The organism is Rhodoferax sp. (assembly GCF_018780565.1).
GTDB lineage: Bacteria > Pseudomonadota > Gammaproteobacteria > Burkholderiales > Burkholderiaceae_C > Rhodoferax.
Genome location: NZ_JADMJN010000008.1, coordinates 61,014 through 83,099, shown reverse-complemented (window position 1 = coordinate 83,099; position 22,086 = coordinate 61,014). Strand labels below are relative to the sequence as shown.

The window sequence follows — 22,086 nt, the reverse complement described above, 5'->3', positions numbered from 1 at the left end:
TGTCCTCTTGATAAATTTTATCTGTTGCTCGCAATGCCGAGTTGATCTGCCAGGGCAACGCCATAATGCCCACCATTTTCAATCATTGGAAAGTATGGGATCAGCGAGTTCAGGTAAGACAATAGAAATCGATTCAGGTGCGCCTGCCGCTCTGGAATTCTGTCGAAGGCACCGTCCACCAGTATCTCTCTCATGATGCGTGGTAACTCCTGCACAGCGGTGGCCCTGTAGAAAAGATCGCAGTGTGTAAAGAACGTTCGCCCAAGTACGATCGTCGGCTTTTCAAGTACCAGCGCCTCAAAGCCGACCGTCCCGCTGATGGCAATCACGGCATCAACCCGGCTTATGATTTCTTTTGAAGGCGCATCGCAGAACCGGACGTTGTACAGCTCTGCCAGATGCCGATATTGCCAAACTGGTCGCGAACCCCTGCCCCAGGGGTGCTCTTTTACGATCAGCGTGTAGCCCAGAGGGAGCGATTTGGAGATATTTTCCACCAGCGCAATTTGGTTGGTATAAAAAATTCCCTGACTTAAGGTGGATTGCTCTGGCTGATACTGAAAGGCGTAAAAAACGCTTTTTGCAGGTATGTTGCTGCAATCGGTTGGTCCGAACATATTGCGGCCGAGAAATTTTCTCCAAACACGAAGCAAATTCGCTTTCACCTTACGCGTGGGTGAAACCTTCACGTATTCAACGTTTGGGTTCCGTTGTGAGTTCGTTACCAGATACCGGAACAAACGCCGAACATTCGGGGAAAGTGCGGTAAATCCGGCATTGCGTTCCCTGTTTTTTTCTATGAAGGGCGTCTTGTTCTGGAACGTCTTCAGTGAATCAACGAAAGCATTGACGCGCAAAACTTCTGCTGCCGACAGTTCCCTCTCTCCCGCCAAACGGTATTCTTCAATCATCCTTTCGGATTCCATGAACTCATTGTTGGAGAAGTATCCGCCTTGAGCCCCTTTCTCAAGAAGCCATGCAGGCGTAATGGCAAACACCCTTACACCAAGGTGTTTGGCTACTTTGAATACAACATGGGAGAAAAGCGTGTCTGCCGTCTGACACACCACTGCCTTTGCGCCGTGGACCTTGAAGACATGCTCCAGAAATGTCACGATGCTCACCAGCAGCTGCATCACGTAGTGTGACGATTCCCGGCGCTGCCCAGCGCCGCCCAGTAGCAAGGAGTAGTCGGTAAATGCCCGCTCACTTGCAATTACCGCAGACCAATTGACATCGGCATACTCATCGCGCAAGCGGCTGACCTCGTCGGGTCCCCATGCGCAGCCGCGCACCCAGTTTTCAAAAGTCATTACATCTGATCCCGGCCAGCCTTGAGTCAAAAGATCATTGCGCTCCGAGTCAAGCCAAGGGAGAAGCAAGCATTGCGCCTCATATCGACCTTCACGAAGGCCGCTTGCCATGGCGGCATAAAAGTCGAGAACACCCTTGCCGCCCTGATTTCCAACAAATGCGATTTTCATGAACGCGCGAGCACTTTTTCAAAAGCCGACTGAAAGTGGTCACTCATGCGCCGTGCCTAAAGCCGGTTGTAGCCAGTTCCTGTGCAATACGAACTCCCGCGTCACCCTTTCCATAGCGGTGGTCTGGTACGTACCGTCCATGAGCAATTTGTTGGCGCAGCTTTGCCGCGATGTCTTGAGCCTTGTAGTTTGCGAACACGGCGTTGCTTCCGTGCTCCCTACCCTGCTGACGATCGCCAATAATCACCACCGGGACGCCCAAGAACGACCCTTCACGGATAAAGGAAGATGAATTTCCAACGCAACAGACTGCGTTGTTGATCACGCGGGCGTAGTCTTCAGGTGAAAAGTTCTTGTAATAGTAAATCGGTTCCTGCATATTCAATTCCCGAAAATGCCGAATGCCTTTTGAAACGTCATCACTGCCGGCATCCACGTTGGGCCACATGACGACCTTCTGCATGTTTTCAATGCCCTTTAAAGCTTCGAGAGTTTCACTAACCTGCTCAAAACCATGTCCATAACTTGTGGTGACCGGGTGCTGAACCATCAGTATGTAGGGCTTGGACCAATCCAGCGGTTTGCCCACACCAAGATATTGGCTCATTGCGTCGTTACTTATGGATAGGTCTTCATTGACCAGTACATCCATCGCGGGACAGCCATAATTGAAAACGTAGGCGGAGTCCTCCCCCATCTCGATAACTCGCTTCATTGAATCGTCCGAAGCGACAAAGTGAATATCCGCTAGTTTTGTAATTGCATGACGCACGCGGTCATCGATGTTTCCACTCACTTCGCCGCCTTGAAGGTGAATTAAGGGAATATTCAGATAGGTGGCAGCAATTGCAGTTGCCATGGTTTCAAACCGGTCAGCCACCGTAACGACCATGTCGGGTGCAAGATCCTCGAAAGCGCTGGATAGCTCCACAATACCGAGTCCGGTGGATTTGGCTTGTGTCACAAGGGTTTCGCCCTCAATGACATAGTGAATCGACCGCACGGGGGTAAACCCATCTTTTTTGATGATGTTGATCGCTTTCCCAAAGCGCTCAAGTAGAGTCGATGCGCCGACAATCAGCTGAAGTTCTAGATGGGGATGCGCCTGGATCGCCTTCATCAGGTACTTGACTCGTCCGTAATTAGCTCTGCTGGCGACGACTACGCAAATTTTCTTCATTAATATCTCGTTCTTGTATCTTTTCGCTGAAAGTCGTCATACCCATATGAAGAGACAAGCATCTTTCGGTATTGCAATTGTCAACTGCCAAACCGCAATACATGCGTCAAATCTATGCAAAATCGTCCTTCGTCAAGAAATCCCAGCGCTTTTTGGTCTGTCTAAGCCTTCGACCAATCACTTCCGCTATTTTAGCGACCGGTAACCCGCCATCCGCAGGCTTCTTGCTCTCAAGATCCTCAAAGCGCAAGGTCTCGCCGGCCTGCATGTCACGATTAACAGCCAGTGCCTTGCCAAACATCCGCCTGAGCTCCTGCTTTCCTTCGTCTGTCGCCTTGTCAGGTCCTTTGCCTCGGGCCTGTTCCAGAAAACGCACGCCACGCACTAACTCGGCAAAATCATCGACTGTCAAAGACGCTTTGGCATCTGGACCGAACATTCGGCGATCAAATGTGATGTGCGCCTCAATCACCACCGCGCCAAGGGCGACTGCCCCGAGGGCCGGGTAAATAGTTCCGGAATGATCGGAAAGGCCAACAGGGCAGGCATATCGCGTACGCAGGGTGGCAAGCCAAGGCAGGCCGATGTCTTCGGCCGCTGTTGGGTATTTGGTTGTGCATTGCAGCACGGTCACGGCTATCTGCCGTCCGCGCATCAGGGCTACTGCGGCATCTATTTCCTCCAGCGCGCCCAAACCTGTCGACAAAATCACCTCCTTGCCGGTACGCGCCAGCCGCTCAAGCAGCAGGGGATTGGCCAGATCACCGGAGCCTACCTTGTAACGCCGCACACCGATGCTTTCGAGCAGGTCCACGGCAGCGTTTGAAAATGGGGTGGCCAGAAACTCCACGCCGGCCGCCTCGCAGCGGCGCTTCAGATCAGCCCACTGTTCCGCCGACAGCTCCATGCGCTTCCAGTAATCGAAGCGCGTCGCATCGACCGTGGAAAACCGCACGCGAAAGGGTTCGAGCGTGCTGCTTTCTGCTTCGGCAATATGCACCTGAAACTTGACAGCATCCACGCCTGCGGCGGCGGCGGCATCCACCAGGGAATGCAAGATGCCTACGCTTCCATCATGGGCCTGTGCAATCTCGGCCACAATAAAAGTGCGCCCGGTGGATTCATATTCAGCCAGTTTCATGTGATTCTCTCCGTGCCTTCAAGGGTTTGCGCAAGCTTTTTGACAATGAAATTTTCCGTTCTTGCCATGGCCGTGACGGTCGCCCCGCCGATATGTGGCGTAAGGATGACGTTGCGATTGATGGCGGCAGCGTTCCACCGTGAGAGGTGGTTCGTGCCGGTTTCATGGCTCAGCACATCCGTGGCCACCCCGGCCAGTTTGTCGGCCTCAATGGCCGCCAGCAAGGCCTCTTCATCGACCAGTTCGCCGCGCGCCGTATTGACCAGGTAGTGATCGCGCAGCAAGGCAATTTCGAGTTTTCCCATTATCGGCGCGTCCCCATTGACGTAGGAGGCGCACAAAATAATGATGCGATGGGTGCTGATCAGCTGCTGCACGCCCGCCAGCCGCTGCCAGCCCTCGCCAGCCGGCACGTCACGCGTGTCCACGTAGCTGATGCTGGCGCCGAAAGCATCGCAATAACTGGCCACCCTGAAGCCCACCCGGCCGAGGCCCACAATGCCCACGCGTTGCCCGTAAAGCTCCTCGCCGCGAAACAGGTCGCGGTCCCAGCCGCCGGCTTGCACATGGGAAAAGGCACCCCGATAGCGGCGCAACAACGCCAGCACCAGGCCCAAGGTATGTTCTGGCGTTGCCCTGATCGTTTCCAGAAAAGCCTGCTCACCTCTCAGGCTGACAACCTGGATACCCCGCAATGCGAGGGCGCTTTCATCCAGGTGGGTGTGGCCTGTCGTCGGGCTGCACAGGTAGCGCAACGCAGGCGCCTTTGCCAGGAATGCGGCGTCAATCTGGTGGGCAAGGCGCACGAAAAGCACCTGCAGTGGTTTGAGGAAGGCGTGCAAGTCCCCGCCCTCGTACAGTACCACGCGCCCCATGGCCTGCAGCTGCGCAATGGCTGCAGGGTCAAACCGGTCCGGTTCAAGCAGGCCTATTTGCACATGACCGCCCGCAACAAAATGAGATCATCTGGCGCATCGACATCAATCGAGTCCAGCTTGCTCATTTCGAGCAACACCGGGCGATCGCAAACCAGTGAACCGCTTGCCCTGAGGTAGGGCGTGCGGGTGACATACAGCGCGCCATTGCGAATCATGGCCGGGCCATGCTCCTGCCGCCGCACGCCCTTGTTGTGAAGAGGGTTGCGGGGAATCAGCGTGCCATCGGGCTGCGGGTCGTACATGACCAGTTCATTGATGTACTCCTCCCGATAGCATGAGATCAGGGAATCAGCGTTGCTGGCCTCGAAGCGCCTGACGGTTGCGGCAATGGCCTCTGGATTCCGGATGGGACTGGTGGGCTGCAGCAGCATGACTGCATCATAAACACCGTCCTGCGGCTCGAGCGCATCGAGTGCATGCAGCACATAGGCAAGCGCCTTGGCCGTATCCGTGGCCGCAGCAGCGGGCCGCAGGAAGGGCACATCCGCTCCCAGCGCCCTGGCACAGGATGCGATTTCATCGTCATCCGTCGAGACAATGCATCGCGCCAGGGTGCCGCTGGCCAGCAGCTGCCGGCCGGCTTCGATGGAATAGGCAATCAGTGGCTTGCCGCACACATCAGCCAGATTCTTGCGGGGGATTCCCTTGGAGCCCCCCCGGGCGGGCACTATTCCCAGTATGCGCATGTGGCGACCTCACATTCAAAAAGGGCTAGCGAGGAACCAGGCGTTGTTGCTTGCATCATGGTTTCAGACCTCCGGGTAGCCCGCGATTTTTTGGGCCAGCGGTATCAACAACGCGGCCTCGGACAGCGCGACAAGGCCCGCCGTGCGGTCACCCGCCAAAAAGGCCTGATTCTGGTGGTACACGCCGGGTTTGAAACGGATGTCAATCTCGTCGTCCAATGCCATTGGCTCCAGGTCAAACCGGCCTCGGCGCATGACGAACAGTTTCTCCATGGGCCTGAACACATAGCGGGTGGATTTGGTCATCCACTCAAAGCCCCAACGCCCCGGCGCATCCCAGTTGGCATGGCAGGCAAACGGCACACCTGTCACGGTTTCACCGGAACCAACAAAGACACTGCCCGCTGGATGCCATGAGAGTCCGCCAGAATGCTGAAACCGGCTGCGCTGCATGTCTGGCAAGCCGACCGGATGAAACGCCGCATCAATCACATGCATGCTGTTGGCCAGCAGCCAGTGGGCCTTGACCTCGGACGCAGCGCCTGGCCCCTGCGCCGGCATGGCCTCATTGAACTCGAACAGGACACTTTCAATGCTTTCGCCCGCAGCCCGCATATGTGTCAGCGCACTGCGGACAGAGGCGTAAAACCGCCGGTTGTACGCGACATGTATTTCAGCGCCCGTTTCTGCCGCACAGGCCATCAGCAGACTGCATTCGCGCCGGTCCATCGCGGCTGGCTTTTCAATCAGGAGGTGCGTCACGCCAGCATTCATGACCTCGATGGCAATCGGCGTGAGGGTTTCAACCGGGGACGCAACAATTACATGCGTGGGGCGCACCGCAGCCAGGGTCGCCTGCAGCTCATCACGCCGGACCACGGCGCCCCCCACGTCACGCTCAACCGCACGGGGCCGCGAGCCCGGCGCCCAGCCTGTAAGCGAGTCGGGCGAAAGTGCCGCAAGCGCCTGCAGGTGGGCTGCGCCCATCTTTCCCACACCAATAACCAGACAATGAATCGCCATCTGCAGCCTTTACGTGTATTGATAAGGTGGACGTGCGCCACCAGCCTGCAAAATGCGGTCCAGAAGGTCGTGAGTTTTCAATGCCTGCGCAAGGCCGGGCATTTCGATCAAGCCCAATGCCCAGTCGTGCGTAACGCCGTCCATTGCCGGAACGCCAACGAGCCCTTCTTCTTCCACTACGTAGTCGGCACCGTAACGGTAGTTAGGTAAAGTACTGTTTGGCTTGCGTGAACTGATTTTCCAGCGCATATCCGTGTAATCGACCTGCGCCAGAAAATGGGCGCCACGTACAGACATCAGGACATTCGCGCTGCTGCCGGCTTCCAGGCTTGCCATCAGGCGTGATCTACGCCCTGTGAGTACGAAGTCACCACCAAAATCGGTGAAGCGCGCACCGCGACCGCTGGCGACCAATGTCTTTGACAGTTCCGACCAGGTGACGTCCGGCACTTCGTCACCAGACAGCGCCAAAAAAGTATCGAGGTAGTGAATGCCCATGCAGCCCAGCCCAATGGCACCGCCGTTGAGCGTGACGGAAAATTTTTCCTCATGTGCGCAGCGTTCGGAAAGCCTGTGCAGATGCGGCCAGTGGCGGCGCACAAAATTGACTTGCGTGATGCCAGCAACACCATGCTCCTGTGCAACTGCCTGGAAAGCCCGAACCTCGTCGGGATCAGCCGCCATCGGCTTTTCAAGCAGAATTCGGTCAGCCTTCCCGCGGCTTAAAAACTGCTTGAAATTCTGCAAGCGGTTCACCGTGGTTTCCGCGAACACAGCAACGTCAAAGTTGCCGTGTGGAATCGCCCGCACAAAGCTAACCCGATCAGCAGGCAGGTCGGCGGCAAGCAGTTCTTTTTTGACGGTCTCTTCCAGTCCGTCATTGATGTCGTAAGCGGTGACCGAAAAGCCGGCGCCCACCAGACCTTTGACATGCCGCCGCCCCATCGCGCCCAAGGCAGAGAGAAATGCAGTTTTCATAGACTGAGGCTCATATTCGCTAGAAGGATTTGTGCGGCTTCATTCAAGTTCGTTGTCGTACTAGCCGACCGTGGAAATTCATCGACCAACACTCCCATCAAGAAAAGCGCGGGCCCAAAGTTCAAGATTAACCCACTGCCATATAAAGAACGAATTTTCTTGTGTGCCCGACAGATACAGTTCATAGGACTGCTGGGCTTTGTGAGCATCGACCCAACCCCGCGCGCGAAAACTTTCAGATCCCAAAACCTCTTTGACCAAGCCCTGCCATTCATTTGCCAACCATTCCCGTTGCGGTGACTGCACGGAGCGTTTAGCCGAAAAAGCTACCGCCCCAGATGCACGCCGCGCCAACAACTTACGAAACAGAAGTTTGGTACCTTGTGCACCAAAGAGAAATTCTTCAGGGATTCCAAAACCGAACTCGACGAGGCGATGATCCAGAAACGGAACCCGCAACTCGCGTGAATGCGCCATGGACACCCGGTCGTTAAACCGCAAGCCACGCGGAATCTTGGCACGAAGCAGATCATCGGCTGCAGCCTGTCGAACCGGACTGGAAAACGCCACTGGCAAGGCTTCAACATAAGGCGCGCAAGCGCGTAACTGCGCCGTCAAGGCCTGGGGGCGCAAGCCATCCGTCCCGTCGATTGATGCGCCGGGACGAACCGCCTTGGGACGCTCCCCCCAGAATGTCTCAAAATCAGCGGCCAGACGCTCCCGTTCAGGCGGCGATGCCGCACTGGCGGCGTAGATCTGGTGATGACGCTTGTACCCTAAAAAGACCTCATCGACCCCGTTGCCGTCGAGCAATACGGTGACATCTTCCTGGCGGGCCAACTCATAAAGAGCGTTATACCCACACACAGTAACTCCCCCAAAAGGCTCCGCTTGTGACCGTACCGTTTGCGGCAGATAGCCGTTAATCCTGTTCAGGTCGAGATTTGCAACATGCAGCGTACCCCCCTCAGATATTTCATTCACCCACGGAAGCTCGCTGTAGCCCTCGTAATCCTGGGTAAACAGATGCGCATGCCCAAGTTCCGCCAGCGTGGTTCGGACCAGCATCGACGAATCAACGCCCCCGGACACATTGAGCCCGACAGCCACATCAGAAACCAGGTGCGAGCGTACCGCCTGCACGATCAATTCCTCGGTTTGTTCAAGCAATTCCGCTTCAGATGCACCGGTTAGATCGGGCACATGATCAACAAGGCGGTACCAGCGCCGTTGCTGCTCGGCGCCTGAATTCAGGTCGATCTCGATCAGGCTTCCGGGCTCAAGCGCTTCGACACCGGCAAAAAAGGTGTTCACGCCATGGTCGTACAAGCCATGTTCCAGATAGGTTAATATGGTGGAGTTGTCCGGCGCAACTCGCGACAGAAACCGCAACAACGGCGGTATTTCGCTTGCGAAAATCCGCGTTGAACCGCCTTTAACCCGATACAAGGGCTTGATGCCAAAGCGATCCCGCACCAAGGTCAATTGGTGCAACTGCGCGTCGTGTAGCGCGAACGCAAACATGCCTACCAATTTGTCCAAGCAGGCACTGCCCCACAAGGCCCATGCAGCCAGCAACACCTCCGTGTCGCCGCGGGTTCGCCATTGCCAGCGGTCACCAATCTCGGCACGCAAGGCGAGGTAGTTGTAAATTTCACCGTTGAACACCAGCGCCCAGCGCCCGCAAGGCGACACAAACGGCTGGTTTGCACCGTCAGAGGTATCGATGATTTTTAATCGGGCGTGCGCGAGATGCACGCGATGGTTCTCACGCCAAACCGTTGCCTGCGCGTCGGGACCACGATGACGCAGGTCACCCAGCGCGCTGACCAGTAAAGTCTCATCCAGACCCGAGGGGTCCCATGCAGCGATCAATCCACACATCAGGCGCGCCCCTCATTCACCAGGTACTCGCCGCGGGTCCAACGTGCGCCAGTAAATCCACCGGTAACCATCTCGCGCAGGCAGCGTTCAATCTGTTCGCCACGGGCTGATACCGAATGCCTGGCGAGCATCAGCGACTGGCCCGTGCGAGCGATTTTCTGCGCATCCGGATTCTGGAGCCAGTGCGCCAGAGTATCAGGGAGAGCCTCCGGTTCGGCGGCCACATAGTGCTTGCCAGACTCAAACCCAAGAGCCTCATAGCCGTTACAGGGGCTGCACAACAGCAAGGCGCCGGCAGCGGGTATTTCGAAAAATTTCCGGATGGGAATCCCGAAGCCACCACGTGCCGTATACACACAACGGGTATCCGCCAGGGTTCTCTGGAACATCAAGTTGTACAGGCGCAAAGCTACCTGATTTGAAAATACCGGTAACCCCAGGCGGTTCGCCAATCGATAGGCGTGGAAATATGACTTTGAGGATTTGCGAAGCCGAGTCTGCGCCAGGTGCTTGATGGCATCTTTGCGTAGCAGATATTCGACGCCTGGAACCGCCACATCGTTCGCACGCACATCCAGCGGTTCACGGAAAAACTCCTGCTGCCCGACGAAGTGAACGGCTGTGACGACCTTCTCTGGATACCGGCAAAGGAAGTCGTACCAAGCATCTGAAAAACGGTCAGCTTTTCGCGTGTAATGTTTCTCGCGTTTTGCGAAATCAGGAAGACTCCCCAGCGGCAAGACAAACTGTGCGTTCGGGCCAATCACGCCCAAGCCGTTCTCCAGCACCACATCAATTTGCTGTGGCGTGGCTGCGTAGTAGTCGAGGTTTAGGGTGGAAATCAGCTTGACCGGAATGTCCAGTCCGGCCAGCGACTCGCGGACATCCAGAAAAAAAGTTGCAAGGTCGGCACTTGCGAGATGATGGGCCGTGTATCGCTGAAGATAAGCGATAGAACCCTCAATTTCGGCCGCGCCATCCGCAAGGAGTGGCGTGTTTGAGCCGATCACGACAACGTCATATGGCCCAGTCGTGTCAACATGGCGGCGCAATCCACCAGCCAAATCCGCACGGCTGGAAAAACCGGGGCCGTAACATGACGTTTCCGAAAAACGTTCCAGAAAAAGCATGGGCAACAGGTTTGCCGTGGGGTTGATGTGCCATACATTGGCGTCGACGTACAGCACCTTCATCAGTCGCAATCTCCTTGGCGGTAGCCGGCAACAGCATCCCTGACCAGCACGATTCCACGACGCGCAATACCCTGCAACACGCTGAAGCGCAGATCCTCGCCAAACAGCTCTCGTCCAATGGCATAGTCGATCCGGCGAAGCTCTATTCCAGCCCCGGCGATAAACGCTTCGTCTTGGTACCCGTCGGCGCCTTGGCCACACAGATAGGTGCCGGCTTCCAGAATTCGGCATCGCTGAACCAGACGATCGTTGCGGTGAAAGGCTTCGAGACCGAGCTCTGTTCCTCGCCGCACGGGTGTTTCTATGCCCATGCACGCCGCAAGATGCTGGTTCATATGGATGTTGAGATCGGCAATGGATTGATACTGCCAATAAGCTCTTTGAAACTCGTCAATCAGCGGCTCGATATCGCGAAAATGCGGAAAACCGCCAAAATTGAACTGGAGGGTCTTGGTCAACTTGCTGCAGGTCACCTCGTCCTGGACGAATTGCTTGTCGGCTATGCGCGCGTCGCCCCCCTTGACGACCGGCAGGGTCAGATAGCCCGGAGCTTTGCCAACCATGATCTCCACCCGGTTGGTATATGACTGCTTCGGGTATTGCACATCGTCGGAATAAACGAAGATGTCGCACTTCAGCATCTTCTCGAAATACCCGAACCAGGGGAGGAAATTGGGTTGATGCCCGGCAACAACCAGACGGCCTGTTGTCATTTTCCGCTTCCGACATTAGGCCGGTCGTTTGCAGACAAAAGACGATCATAGTAACGAGCGCCATATAGGGCTCGGCCATCAATGCAGCGCTGTATGCGATCCCGTGGAGCCATTGCCGTCGCTTGCCACCATTCGGGGTGGGTCAGTGCGTACAGCTTGGCAACCTGCACGTCCTGGACCATCGCATCCAGAGGTCTAAAGCGCCAGATACCATTGCTGTCGGAACAATAGGCAAACTCGTCACGCAATACCGGGTGGCTGGCATTGAACAGGCCGCAGTACTCCGGCTCATCCAATGAAACGCCTGACATCGTGGTTGGATTGTGCAGAGAAAATGCGGAAACCTTCTTGCCTGCCAAACGTTCCAGCACACTCGCCTCAAATGCCAGACGGCGCTCATGGTCAACATCCTGACTGTGGCCCACGGCTTCTGTTTCGAAGTGAAGTCCGATAGCGTGCCCAAGTGCCCCGATCTGCCGAACAATAGCGGTGATCTCCGGCTCGAACACGTTGTAAAAGCGCGAGGATAGCTGGACGAAGTAGGTTGCGATCACACCCGCATCGGCCTCGATTCGGGCCAATGCGAGCGCTCGCTGGGGTGAAAAGTCGATGTCATGACGCCAGAGAGCGACGGGGCCTTCACCGTGGCGATCTGCGAAGGTCGCAAAACGGAATTTCGTTTTTGCGACCTCCAGGATCTCGCTGTAGCGCGCGGTGGTGAAATCGTCACTCATGCCGAAAGTCATCCTATCTGCTTATCTGGCGGAATCAAACACGATGCACACTTTATCGGACTCGCCAACAACGGTACCAATTTTGCGGGCAGGAGAGCCCCCCACCACAGTTCCGTCCGGTACATCGTCATTGACAAAGCTGTTGGCGCCGACAACACACCGACTACCGATCTTTACACCGGCGGCGATGACGCACTGGCTGCCAATGTAAACGCAGTCACCGATTGACACCGGGCCTTCAGCGCGGCCCAGCGCCCCCCCTGACAGCGCCCACAGCACCGTATCGTGCGTGTAAACATGAACCCCGCTCGCTATTGAACAAAAAGAGCCTATGCTCAGTCCGCCCCCGCTACCATCGAGCATCGTGTTCGGGCCTATCCAGGAGTCGGTTCCAACACGCACGTCGCCAAAAACCGTCGCGCTGTTGTATATGCTGGTCCGCTCACCGAATCCGAGTCGGCGCGCACGCTCCCATCGGTCGAACATGCCGTCCTGGAACGGCAGGCTGCGCTGAAGATCGCGCGTGAGCCGTTCTTCGTTCGCCATGTAACAGGTAGCTAGCAGTTCCGCAAACCGTTCCGGACTCATTGACTCGTCCAATTTCCCGCCTCCAGATGCTTCAACCATTGCTCCAGGTTCAACAAAGACCAGATCAACAAACGGCGGTTCTCGCGCCCGTCCAGATGGTCGCCGACCAGCCCCTGAATCGCGGTCCGGTCAAGAAACTCGAAAATTCGTGCGTCCCGGCCCATCAAACTGCGTCTTACAAAATCCATGCTGTCGCCACGAAACCAGCTCGCGTCGGGCGCTGAAAAACCTTTCTTCACGCCATCTGCGATATCGGCCGGTACGTACTTTTCCATGACGCGACGCAACAGCAGTTTTCCGTCACGGGTCTGCTGGAAGTATTTCGCCGTTTTGGGACCGGGTTCGTTTTCGTCCAGCCGCACTACCTCGCCAAGATTTCCGAGCTTGAGCCGCACCGGCACCTTCATCGCAAAGTCCACCAGATCATTATCGAGAAACGGCACCCGAGTTTCCAGTCCGTGCGCCATTCCGATCTTGTCCTCGGTGACCAACAAGCCATGCATGAAGGTCTTGGCCTCGAAATACAGGGAGTGGTTGATGTAATCTTCCGGACGAGTCAGCTTGTGCGCGTCTGCGCTGAACACATTGCGGAATATGTCGCGGGTAGAGATGTGGGAAACATCCTTCCAGATCGGCTCGAAAATATTCGCCGCCGTATCACGAGGCAACAGTCTTTGCCAGAACTGAAAATACTTGGCGGAGTAATGCTCGAAGTCGTCGTTCACTACGGCACGGTAATAACGCCAGGGATAGCCGGCAAAAAGCTCGTCACCGCCAGCCCCCGACAATACAACCTTACAGAACTTGCTCGCCAGTTGCGCCACATAAAAATTGGGGTAACTCTGGCCGACACGGGGCTCTTCAAGGTGCAGGGCAAGCCTGGGCAAAATGCGCTCCATGTCGCCCGCCTTCAGCACCATCTGATAGTGTTCGGTACGGTACAGGTAGGACATGTACTCGGCCTTTTCCCGCTCGTCCATCCCCAGTTCCATGCCGGATGCCGAGTGCAAATCAAAGCCGCAAGTGAACGTCCGCATGTAGGGCAACTCACTAGCCGCGATTGCCGTCATCGTGCCCGAATCCATGCCGCCGCTCAGGTAGGTTCCAAGCTCCACATCTGCGACAAGTTGCCGCTTGACCGCCTGACGCAGCAGTCGGTCAAGCTCCTCCTTGTACTCTGCGTCACTGAGAACCGCGCCGCCTTCTGACTCGGTAAAATGAAAATCCCAATATTGATCGGTGGCCGTAGCACCACTTTCTGCGACAGATATCCACGAACCCGCCGGCAAGATGCTGACACCCTTGAAAAGTGTGCGTTCGGTAAAGAAATTCTGGAAGGCAAGATACTCAAACAAGCCTTCTTTGTCCAGCACCGCTCCAGCCTCGGGATGACGAAGAATGGCCTTGATCTCTGATCCAAAGACAAGGCTTTTTCCACTCCGCCTGATGTAGAGCGGTTTGATGCCATACCTGTCGCGCCCAAGAACGAGTTTGCGTTGGGCACGATCCCAAACGGCAACGGCAAATTGGCCATTGAAACGCTTGAAACAACCGGTGCCCCATTGGGCGAACGACTTGAGGACGACTTCGGTGTCGGTACGGGAACGAAAGCCCCACCCGAGTGCTTCCAATTCAATTCGCAGCTCCTGAAAATTGAACACCTCACCGTTATATGAAATGACATAGCGGCCGTCTTCCGTTGCCATGGGCTGATGCCCGGCTGGCGACGTGTCAATGATTGCCAGCCTGCGGTGTGCCAGCCCCAGCGGGCCATCGACAAAAATGCCCTCGCCATCAGGCCCACGATGTGCAATGGCTTCGCCCATCCGGCGAAGCACAACCGGCGAAGCAGCGTCCCCATCGAATTGCAAATAGCCTGCTATGCCACACATCAAATAATCAACCTGAAAAATTCATTAATACTGTTTATCGGGTAACGAGTTCACGCGTTCTGCTGTGAAGAAAAAGTCAATACATCCTGTCCGACTTGCGCGCCACAATGGTGATGCCGGCGTCTTCCACCACCTCGCGCTCCACCTCAAGGCCAGCTTCCGCACACCACGCACGGACTTGTTCCGGCGATTGCCGCTGGGCATTGGCCGGCGCGTACCAATCGAAATTGATGTGATTCATTTCATCGAAGCTCAGGTCCGGCCGATAAAAAGTCTTTGCCACATGCCAGTAAAAGAGGCGCTGGACATTGATGCGGCCAGCGGGAATGCCCAGCAAATCAATCGGATGGGGAATATCGATTTCCGCGTTGAGTTCACCCAATGAAATTCCAAGCTGCGTCAATGGCTCCATCAGTTTCCATGCCTCGTCGGGCGAGATCGGTTGAAGCCTGTCGCGCACGTAATCGTCCGTGAACTCGCGCAACGGCCCCTTGCGCTTGTAGACATAGAAGAGGAAACGTCCACCGGGCTTCAACAGACTCGCCAGGGATTTCAGCGCGCCCTCGGTCGAGTTGGTGTGATGCAAAACCCCTTCCGAAAAAATCAGGTCCACCGATTCCTTGGGCAAGGGCAATTCGCTGATATCAGCCTGGAAAAAGCCGCCTTCCAGGCCGCGCTCCTGAAACCTGGTTCGCGCGACGTCGACCGCTTCAGACACGTCAACGCCCAGATAGCGCAGATGCGGAACAAGCGGCCCCAGCAACTCGAGACCAGACATGCCGGCGCCGCAACCGGCATCAATCAGAAGTGGGTTCTCGCCGTGCTCTCTCAGCCAAGACGCGCTCGAAAGATCGCCATAGCGCTCGACGAGCCATTCACGCATGCGCGCCAGCGACGCTGGCGAATCAAAGGTATCTACTTTTTTCCATTTAAAGCCAAAGGTTTCACTGGTCTGAGCCTGCGCCTGTGAGACAAGCTTTTTGCTGCGTGGTATTCCGTTCTTGACCACGAAAGCCTGTCCACCCACATCGAAAGACACGCCTTCCGTGAGGGACTCGACTCCAAGCACTTGATGCAGCCACGCCGGCATGGCCGCTACAGCGTCAGGCTGCGATTTGCTGGAGGCAATGGACGACATATGCGTAATCTTCCTTGTTCATGCGGTTGTGCAATGGAATGGCCATGGTGTTTGTATCGCAGTCGTACGCCCCCGGATAGTCCTCCGGCTTCAGCCCAAACCGCTGTTTGTAATACCCCAGCATATGGACTGCATGGGTTCCGGGCCGGGTGGCGATTCCGGCCGCCTGCAGACGCTCCATGATGTCGTTTCGCGGCATCGGCGCCTTCGCCGGATCAACATAGGTGACAAAGGCCTGCCATGCATGTTGCCCGCCAAGGGGGTGAGCCGGCATACGCAGCCAGGGAATCCCCGCGAGTTCTCGCCGGTAGTAGTCAGCCCACTCCTGGCGTTCCTTGATAAAGCTCTCCAGCTTGCTCATCTGCACCAGACCCACCGCACCCTGCAAATCCGTCATGCGGTAGTTGAACCCGAGCAGATTGAACTCGGCCAAAAGATAGGGACGCGGGCCGTTGTGACGCTGCTCTTCGGAAATCGACGCGCCATGGTTGCGCAGCATGTTGGCGAGCTCGGCGAGTTCGTCATTGTTGGTCGTGACCATGCCGCCCTCACCCGTGGTGATGGATTTGCGCGGATGAAATGAAAAGGCGGCAGCATCGCCCAGTCCGCCAGCATATGTTCCCTTGTAACTGGCCCCCGCGGCGCACGCCGCGTCTTCAATGATCTTGACGTGGGACGGCAGCACTGCACGAATCGCATCCATATCGGCGCAGAGGCCGAACAGATGCACAACAATGATGGCGCGCGTCTTAGAGGTCACCCTGCGCGCGAGGTCGGCTGGATCGATATTGTTGGTGACACGGTCCACATCGACGAAGACCGGCGTGGCGCCACAGTAGAGCACCACGTTGGCCGTAGCAACCCAGGTAAATGCCGGGATGATGACCTCATCCCCGGGCCCAATGTCCATGGCGGCCAGGATCAGGTGCAGGCCCGTTGTGCAGTTCGTCGTGGCCAGCGCATGCTTTACTTGGTGATGCTCTGCGAATGCTTTTTCAAACGCTGCGACTTTTGGCCCTTGGGTTAACCAGCCGCTCATCAAAGGCTCTCTACAGGCTTGCCACTCTTCCTCGCCAGTGGACGGCAATGATATTTGAATCGACCGTTTCATGCTCATATCCATTAGACTGCTAACCCCACCGCCCGACGGCGCTGTTCGACTTCGGCCTTGTGGCCGGCTCGCCATTCGATCAATTGCTTCAGTCCATTCATTAAATCGATATTGGCAGTGAAACCGATCTCAGCACTAGCTCGTTTGGCTGAACCGATGCGGTTTCTTACCAAGGTTGCCTGGCTGCGGGGTGCATAGGTAATGGGCTTTTTGCAGTCTGTGAGCACCAGCAACATTTCCGCGAGTTCCTTGAGAGACGTGCGCTTACCGGTGCCAACGTTGTAGAAGCGATCCTTGGTGTCGGCCTTCATGGCGCAGACATTGGCCAGACCACAGTTTTCCACAGCCACAAAATCAAACGCCTCGGAGCCATCGCCCATGATGGTCGGGCTATCACCTCGGTCTATTGCATCGAGCATTTTCATGATCACCGCAATATAGGCGCCGTGGTAGTCTTGACGTGGGCCATAAACGTTCATGTAGCGCAGGCCCACGTAATTCAGGCCATAACGGTGATGAAACGAACGCAACATGGCTTCCCCGCAGATCTTAGTTGCGCCATAGAAGTTCTGGTTGTTAAACGGATGGTCTTCAGTCATGGGTTCTTCAACGGCATCACCGTAAACCGATGCCGACGATGAATAGACGAGGCGTTTGACCCCTTTTTTGACGCAAGCTTCCATGACGTTAAATGTGCCACGGACATTGACATCGAAAGCGCTCCGGGGGAATTCATGACATTGCAGAAGCCATAGAGCCGCAAGGTGAAACACGCCGTCGGCGCCGTCAAGGGCCGCTTCCAGGATGTCCGTTTGAAGCACATCCCCACCAGCATCAAAAATCTTGACGCGCGGGTCCTTCATTGCTTCATGGAGGTTTTCCACACGACCACGCACGAAGTTGTCATAAATGACGATTTCCTTGACGTCTTCCTTGATCAGGTGGTCTACGGTATGCGAGCCGATCAGGCCCGCACCACCCACGAGAACCAGCTTTTTCCCTATAAGTTCCATTTAACTACCCTTTTTCAATATCGTTGTCACGGAGTTAGCCTTTGCTGCACGTCAGTGCCCGAGATTCTGATGGAAATGCCATTACTGTCTGCAAACTACCCGGGGGAGGAGTTCTGCGCTCATGCGTTGGACCTGGTCAACACATCAGTGATACGAGCGACTTCCGACGCAGGCAGATCGGGGTGCATAGGCAGACTCATGACCCGCTGGGCGGCATCAGCCGCCACAGGCGTGCAGCCGGAGCAGCATAGGTGTGCATAAGCCGGCTGTTCATTCAATGGCAATGGGTAATGCACGGCAGTAGGAATGCCTGCAACCTTCAACCTCTCTTGCACGGCGCCCCGATTGTCGACGAACACGGTGTACTGGGCAAACACGCTGCTGCGGTCGGGCCGCTGACGGACGTGCGAAATACCCAACCCTTCGAGTGTAGCGTTGTACATTCTTCCGATTTCCAAGCGTTTTTCGACTTCCCACTCAAACCGCTCCAGTTTGGCGAGCACCACTGCGCACTGCAGGGTATCCATCCGGGCACCGAGGCCAACGCGGGAATGAACGTAGCGACGGCTCTGGCCGTGAACGCGGATTTCACGGCACGCCAGCGCCAGCGTGTCATCGTTGGTAAACACAGCGCCACCGTCTCCATAGCAACCGAGCGGCTTGCTTGGGAAAAAACTGGTGCAGCCAAAGGTGCTCAGGTTGCAGCTTTTGCGCCCCTTGTAGTCCGCTCCGAAACTCTGTGCCCCATCCTCAATCACAGGTAAATTACCATGGCGTGCCGCAATTGCGTTGATTTCATCCATGTCGGATACCTGACCATAAAGGCTGACCGGCATAATGGCCCGCGTCCGAGCGGTGATTTTGGCCTCGATCAGTGCGACATTGATGTTGCAGGTGTCTGGTTCAATATCGACAAAAACGGGCTTCGCACCAAGTAGTACGATCATTTCTGCTGTTGCTGCAAAGGTAAACGGCGTTGTGATGACTTCGTCGCCGGGACGAATGTTGAGAGCCATGAGGCTCATCAGCAAGGCTTCTGTGCCACTCGCGCAGGTTATGCAGTGCCGAGCGCCAGTGTAGGCCTCTAGTCGCACTTCAAGCTCGCGTACTTCCGGCCCCATGATGTACTGACCGTGTTCCAGAACGGTATTGATTCGCTGCTGGATTTGCGACTTGAGCGCCTGGTATTGAGTTTTGAGGTCAGCGAAAGGAATCAGGGAGCTATTTGGCATGTGCAATGGTCATCCGTTAATCGGTAGGTATCTGCCGTGTGCGGACAAACAGCGGTGGCAATGCCAGTCAGGGGCAACGCAAGGCGCTCGCCAAAGCGGCTAATCCAGCCGATCTGGCGTGCCGGCACGCCAGCCATAAGCGCGTAGGGCTTCACGTTTCGATTGATCACAGCACCCGCCGCGATGAATGCGTACTCACCTATCACCGCACCGCAGACGATTGTGCAATTGGCGCCCAAACTGGCCCCCCGGCGTACCAACGTATGACGATACTCATCTTTTCGACTGACGGCAGAACGGGGGTTGTAGACGTTGGTGAAGACCATACTAGGGCCGCAAAAAACGTCGTCCTCGATTTCAACACCATCGTATACCGATACGTTATTCTGAATCTTGACGTTGTTGCCGATAACGACTCGGTTACCGATAAATACATTCTGACCAAGCGAGCATTCATCGCCAATGCGCGCGCCACTGCAGACATGCACCCAGTGCCAGACCTTGGTGCCCTCGCCGATGTGTGCGCCAGCGTCGATGATGGCACTCGGGTGGATGGTTGCTGTCATAAAAAGGGAATTCAATAGTCAAGCGGTAACGGGACGCGCTTGCCATCCCGGGCAGACAAGTAGATGGCGATGAGGACTTCCAGTGCCTTAAGGCCCTCTCGTCCGTCAGTTTCCGGCGGTGCTTCTCCGCGAAGCGTCTTGATCACATTATTGTAATAGAGTGGGTGGCCGAATCCATATACTGACGTAGTTTCGTAACTTGCAGTCAGAACCTTGTCGTCGTCCTCATGAGGTTCGGCGAATTGCCACTGCTGAATCTCATTGACGGCGACGCCACCTATGCGGACCGTACCTTTTTCGCCGAGAATGGTGATGCTACCTTCCATGTTCTTTGGATAGGTAAGCATGGTTACGTTCATCGAACCGAGAGCGCCCGATCGCCATCGTACGTTAAGGACCCCCGAATCTTCGACCTGAATGTTGCGCTCGAGCGTTGCGGTATAGGCTTGTACGCTTTCAATCGGGCCAATCAACCAGTCCAGGAGATCTACGTAATGGCTTGCCTGGTTCATGAATGCACCCCCATCATATTCCCACGTTCCACGCCAAGCGGCGCTGTCGTAATATTCTTGTGGCCGGGTCCAAAAAACGTTGATGTTTACCATGTAAATGCGCCCAAAACGCTTTTCTTCCACAGCACGTTTCAGGAGTTGGAGCGTCGCATTTAGCCGATTTTGTTTGACCACAAAAAGTCGCACATTCGCTTCGTCGCAGGCCTTTACCATACGCAATCCGTCATGCCAACGTGTTGCCATGGGCTTTTCAGTCATGACATGACGACGTGACTCTGCGACCTGAATGGTCTGTTCCGGATGTAGTCCACTAGGTGTTGCAAGGACCACCATGTCTGCGGTTGTGCTCTCAAGTAGAGACCGAAGATTGCGGTGACCTTGTACCCCTGTGCGCATCATTGCGTTTTCAAGAGCTGTCACATTGGTGTCGCAGACATCCACAAGTTCGACATTCTCTGAATGCTGATGAATCGCATCAAAATGATTGCTGGAAATACGGCCACAACCGACTACGGCCAGTCGAATCTTGCGGCCAACGATTAGAGGGTAGTCATGCATGAATGAAGAAAAAGCTCTGCCTAAATGTGAATGATAGTTCAGAAAGGCGGTGGAAACGATGGCCCGTCGCTATGGCCGCCTAGGTGATCGTGGAACTTGTCAGATGCCAAAAATAGCGAATCGGTTACTTGATCTTGGTGTTTCCCTGAGAGCTGCAAATCAAACAGAAGGTACCGCCCGTGCGGATGGTTTGGCGAACCCGCCTTCAAGGGAAAGTGCGCCCGTTCCATTTATTTGATGAATTTCCCGTTGGGGCCGATGATGGTGAGCTCGACGAAGCGCGAGCCTAGGTGCGACTCTTTGCTGAAATTAACCTCAAAACCTCCAAGATTAAGAGGCTTCCTGCTCTCGACCGCGCTTGCGAACTTCTGGCGGGTCAAGTCCTTGACTGCGCGCTTGAGCGCTTCCACCATGGCCCGGGCGCTGATGTAGCTTTCAAATCCCAGAAACGACAGGTTACAAAGCCGGCTTTGCGCATGGTGGCCTGGTATTCCCTGGCCAGTGTGTTGCTCTGGCTCCAGGGGAATGGCACTACTGACGCCACCACCACGCCAATGCCGTCCGGGCCGAGGGCACGAATCGTTGACTGGGAACCCATGACGGAAAGCGTATAGAAACGCATGCCTTGGCTGAGCTTGTTGTGGCTTTTGATGAATTTCACCGTGGCGGTTTCCGTGGTGATCATCACGATGACTTCGGGTTGACTTGCCTGCAAAGCGGCCACCGCTTTGTCAGCGTCAGAGCCGTCGGGCTGGATCGAAACGGTGGCATGGGGCTTGAGCGAGCGTTTTTGCATGGCTTTCTCGATGCCCGCCATTCCGTCCGTGCCCATCCCATTGTGGATCCACACCACGCCGATCTTCTTGACGCCGATGGTGCTCAGGTGCTGGACCATTTTTTCGATCTCATCGCCATGACTTGCGCGGATATGAAAGACATTGTGCATTTGAGGCGTGCGAATGGAGTCTGCGCCGGTGATCGGGGCGAAGAGCGGTACCGGCGGGCTTTCCTTGGCCAGCATGGGCAAGATACCAGCCACATTGGCCGTACCCGTGATGCTGTAAAGCGCGAAAACCTGCTCGGTGTGGATCAGCTAACGCACCGTCTTTTGCGTATTGACCGCCTGATAGCCGTCGTCCAGAACCACGGTGCGGATTTCTCGGCCGTGAACGCCGCCCTTTTCATTGACCTGATCGAAGTAGGTTTTGGCGGCGTTGATGATGTCGGGTGCTAGCTCGACGAGGGGGCCTGTCAGGCCAACCGATTGACCGAGTAAGACCTCTTTGTCGCTCACACCGGTTTCAGCGGCGTGAGAAAGATGCGCTCCCAGGCTGAATGAAGGTCAAGCCCAGTGCGGCCAGCAACAAACGCGAACATTTCCCCATGGATCCCCCAATTCTTTGAAACAATGGCTTGAAGACGCCTCGAATTTAAGGCGTCGCGGGCGCAATGATACGGGCACTTCGAGGGGATAAATGCCAAATCCAATCGTTCCTCGGGTAAACTCGCCCATCGTCGATCT

Annotated in this window: 19 protein-coding genes and 1 pseudogene; all 20 read right to left on the bottom strand. The window is 55.8% G+C overall.

Going from position 1 to position 22,086, the window contains the following annotated elements; all coding sequences use genetic code 11:
• Window positions 1–17 precede the first annotated feature (17 nt).
• Entirely contained in the window at window positions 18–1,484 is a 1,467-nt protein-coding gene (locus IV109_RS12150) for a hypothetical protein (RefSeq protein WP_296696744.1), read from the bottom strand.
• A gap of 43 nt (window positions 1,485–1,527) precedes the next feature.
• Window positions 1,528–2,664: a UDP-N-acetylglucosamine 2-epimerase gene (neuC, locus tag IV109_RS12145; protein WP_296696742.1), complete on the bottom strand. Its 1,137-nt coding sequence runs from the start codon at window positions 2,662–2,664 to the stop codon at window positions 1,528–1,530.
• 112 nt (window positions 2,665–2,776) lie between these two features.
• A complete protein-coding gene (locus IV109_RS12140) occupies window positions 2,777–3,805 on the bottom strand; it encodes an N-acetylneuraminate synthase family protein (protein ID WP_296696739.1) in 1,029 nt (342 codons plus the stop codon).
• Window positions 3,802–4,743 carry an NAD(P)-dependent oxidoreductase gene (locus IV109_RS12135; protein WP_296696737.1) on the bottom strand — a complete coding sequence of 314 codons (942 nt, stop codon included), beginning with the start codon at window positions 4,741–4,743 and terminating at the stop codon, window positions 3,802–3,804. The genes IV109_RS12140 and IV109_RS12135 overlap by 4 nt, the downstream gene beginning before the upstream one ends.
• A complete protein-coding gene (locus IV109_RS12130; RefSeq protein WP_296696735.1) occupies window positions 4,734–5,429 on the bottom strand; it encodes an acylneuraminate cytidylyltransferase family protein in 696 nt (231 codons plus the stop codon). The genes IV109_RS12135 and IV109_RS12130 overlap by 10 nt, the downstream gene beginning before the upstream one ends.
• A gap of 63 nt (window positions 5,430–5,492) precedes the next feature.
• Window positions 5,493–6,452 (bottom strand): Gfo/Idh/MocA family oxidoreductase, encoded by a 960-nt coding sequence (locus IV109_RS12125; RefSeq protein ID WP_296696733.1) that lies wholly within the window; start codon window positions 6,450–6,452, stop codon window positions 5,493–5,495.
• Window positions 6,453–6,461: 9 nt separating this feature from the next.
• Window positions 6,462–7,430 carry a hypothetical protein gene (locus tag IV109_RS12120; protein ID WP_296696731.1) on the bottom strand — a complete coding sequence of 323 codons (969 nt, stop codon included), beginning with the start codon at window positions 7,428–7,430 and terminating at the stop codon, window positions 6,462–6,464.
• Between the two features lie 78 nt (window positions 7,431–7,508).
• The gene (asnB, locus tag IV109_RS12115) at window positions 7,509–9,314 is read right to left on the bottom strand and encodes an asparagine synthase (glutamine-hydrolyzing) (protein WP_296696728.1); all 1,806 of its coding nucleotides are present in this window, start codon (window positions 9,312–9,314) and stop codon (window positions 7,509–7,511) included.
• Window positions 9,314–10,507: a glycosyltransferase gene (locus IV109_RS12110; RefSeq protein WP_296696726.1), complete on the bottom strand. Its 1,194-nt coding sequence runs from the start codon at window positions 10,505–10,507 to the stop codon at window positions 9,314–9,316. Before IV109_RS12110 ends, asnB (IV109_RS12115) begins: the two co-directional genes overlap by 1 nt.
• The gene (locus IV109_RS12105) at window positions 10,507–11,220 is read right to left on the bottom strand and encodes a WbqC family protein (RefSeq protein WP_296696724.1); all 714 of its coding nucleotides are present in this window, start codon (window positions 11,218–11,220) and stop codon (window positions 10,507–10,509) included. Before IV109_RS12105 ends, IV109_RS12110 begins: the two co-directional genes overlap by 1 nt.
• On the bottom strand, window positions 11,217–11,954 hold the full coding sequence (locus IV109_RS12100) for a hypothetical protein (protein WP_296696722.1): 738 nt from the start codon (window positions 11,952–11,954) through the stop codon (window positions 11,217–11,219). The genes IV109_RS12105 and IV109_RS12100 overlap by 4 nt, the downstream gene beginning before the upstream one ends.
• Before the next feature lie 21 nt (window positions 11,955–11,975).
• A complete protein-coding gene (locus tag IV109_RS12095; RefSeq protein ID WP_296696721.1) occupies window positions 11,976–12,500 on the bottom strand; it encodes an acyltransferase in 525 nt (174 codons plus the stop codon).
• A 38-nt stretch (window positions 12,501–12,538) separates the two neighbouring features.
• On the bottom strand, window positions 12,539–14,434 hold the full coding sequence (asnB, locus tag IV109_RS12090; protein ID WP_296696719.1) for an asparagine synthase (glutamine-hydrolyzing): 1,896 nt from the start codon (window positions 14,432–14,434) through the stop codon (window positions 12,539–12,541).
• A gap of 76 nt (window positions 14,435–14,510) precedes the next feature.
• Entirely contained in the window at window positions 14,511–15,572 is a 1,062-nt protein-coding gene (locus IV109_RS12085) for a class I SAM-dependent methyltransferase (RefSeq protein ID WP_296696717.1), read from the bottom strand.
• Window positions 15,538–16,683, bottom strand: coding sequence for a DegT/DnrJ/EryC1/StrS family aminotransferase (locus IV109_RS12080; RefSeq protein WP_296696716.1), 1,146 nt, complete (start codon window positions 16,681–16,683; stop codon window positions 15,538–15,540). The genes IV109_RS12085 and IV109_RS12080 overlap by 35 nt, the downstream gene beginning before the upstream one ends.
• Before the next feature lie 11 nt (window positions 16,684–16,694).
• Window positions 16,695–17,696, bottom strand: a complete 1,002-nt coding sequence (locus IV109_RS12075) for an NAD-dependent epimerase/dehydratase family protein (RefSeq protein WP_296696715.1) — start codon at window positions 17,694–17,696, stop codon at window positions 16,695–16,697.
• Between the two features lie 119 nt (window positions 17,697–17,815).
• Complete coding sequence (locus IV109_RS12070; protein WP_296697148.1) at window positions 17,816–18,910, bottom strand: DegT/DnrJ/EryC1/StrS family aminotransferase; 1,095 nt, start codon at window positions 18,908–18,910, stop codon at window positions 17,816–17,818.
• Complete coding sequence (locus IV109_RS12065) at window positions 18,910–19,494, bottom strand: acyltransferase (RefSeq protein ID WP_296696714.1); 585 nt, start codon at window positions 19,492–19,494, stop codon at window positions 18,910–18,912. The genes IV109_RS12070 and IV109_RS12065 overlap by 1 nt, the downstream gene beginning before the upstream one ends.
• An 11-nt stretch (window positions 19,495–19,505) precedes the next feature.
• Entirely contained in the window at window positions 19,506–20,564 is a 1,059-nt protein-coding gene (locus IV109_RS12060; protein ID WP_296696713.1) for a Gfo/Idh/MocA family oxidoreductase, read from the bottom strand.
• A gap of 376 nt (window positions 20,565–20,940) precedes the next feature.
• Window positions 20,941–21,858: pseudogene (locus IV109_RS12055) on the bottom strand (ABC transporter substrate-binding protein).
• Window positions 21,859–22,086 lie beyond the last annotated feature (228 nt).

What these genes read in the sequence shown, in the direction of transcription:
- IV109_RS12150 (WP_296696744.1), bottom strand. Translation starts at nt 1,484, where the DNA reads ATGAAAATCGCATTTGTTGGAAATCAGGGCGGCAAGGGTGTTCTCGAC.
- neuC (WP_296696742.1), bottom strand. Translation starts at nt 2,664, where the DNA reads ATGAAGAAAATTTGCGTAGTCGTCGCCAGCAGAGCTAATTACGGACGA.
- IV109_RS12140 (WP_296696739.1), bottom strand. Translation starts at nt 3,805, where the DNA reads ATGAAACTGGCTGAATATGAATCCACCGGGCGCACTTTTATTGTGGCC.
- IV109_RS12130 (WP_296696735.1), bottom strand. Translation starts at nt 5,429, where the DNA reads ATGCGCATACTGGGAATAGTGCCCGCCCGGGGGGGCTCCAAGGGAATC.
- IV109_RS12125 (WP_296696733.1), bottom strand. Translation starts at nt 6,452, where the DNA reads ATGGCGATTCATTGTCTGGTTATTGGTGTGGGAAAGATGGGCGCAGCC.
- IV109_RS12120 (WP_296696731.1), bottom strand. Translation starts at nt 7,430, where the DNA reads ATGAAAACTGCATTTCTCTCTGCCTTGGGCGCGATGGGGCGGCGGCAT.
- asnB (WP_296696728.1), bottom strand. Translation starts at nt 9,314, where the DNA reads ATGTGTGGATTGATCGCTGCATGGGACCCCTCGGGTCTGGATGAGACT.
- IV109_RS12110 (WP_296696726.1), bottom strand. Translation starts at nt 10,507, where the DNA reads ATGAAGGTGCTGTACGTCGACGCCAATGTATGGCACATCAACCCCACG.
- IV109_RS12105 (WP_296696724.1), bottom strand. Translation starts at nt 11,220, where the DNA reads ATGACAACAGGCCGTCTGGTTGTTGCCGGGCATCAACCCAATTTCCTC.
- IV109_RS12100 (WP_296696722.1), bottom strand. Translation starts at nt 11,954, where the DNA reads ATGAGTGACGATTTCACCACCGCGCGCTACAGCGAGATCCTGGAGGTC.
- IV109_RS12095 (WP_296696721.1), bottom strand. Translation starts at nt 12,500, where the DNA reads ATGGCGAACGAAGAACGGCTCACGCGCGATCTTCAGCGCAGCCTGCCG.
- asnB (WP_296696719.1), bottom strand. Translation starts at nt 14,434, where the DNA reads ATGTGTGGCATAGCAGGCTATTTGCAATTCGATGGGGACGCTGCTTCG.
- IV109_RS12085 (WP_296696717.1), bottom strand. Translation starts at nt 15,572, where the DNA reads ATGTCGTCCATTGCCTCCAGCAAATCGCAGCCTGACGCTGTAGCGGCC.
- IV109_RS12080 (WP_296696716.1), bottom strand. Translation starts at nt 16,683, where the DNA reads ATGAAACGGTCGATTCAAATATCATTGCCGTCCACTGGCGAGGAAGAG.
- IV109_RS12075 (WP_296696715.1), bottom strand. Translation starts at nt 17,696, where the DNA reads ATGGAACTTATAGGGAAAAAGCTGGTTCTCGTGGGTGGTGCGGGCCTG.
- IV109_RS12065 (WP_296696714.1), bottom strand. Translation starts at nt 19,494, where the DNA reads ATGACAGCAACCATCCACCCGAGTGCCATCATCGACGCTGGCGCACAC.
- IV109_RS12060 (WP_296696713.1), bottom strand. Translation starts at nt 20,564, where the DNA reads ATGCATGACTACCCTCTAATCGTTGGCCGCAAGATTCGACTGGCCGTA.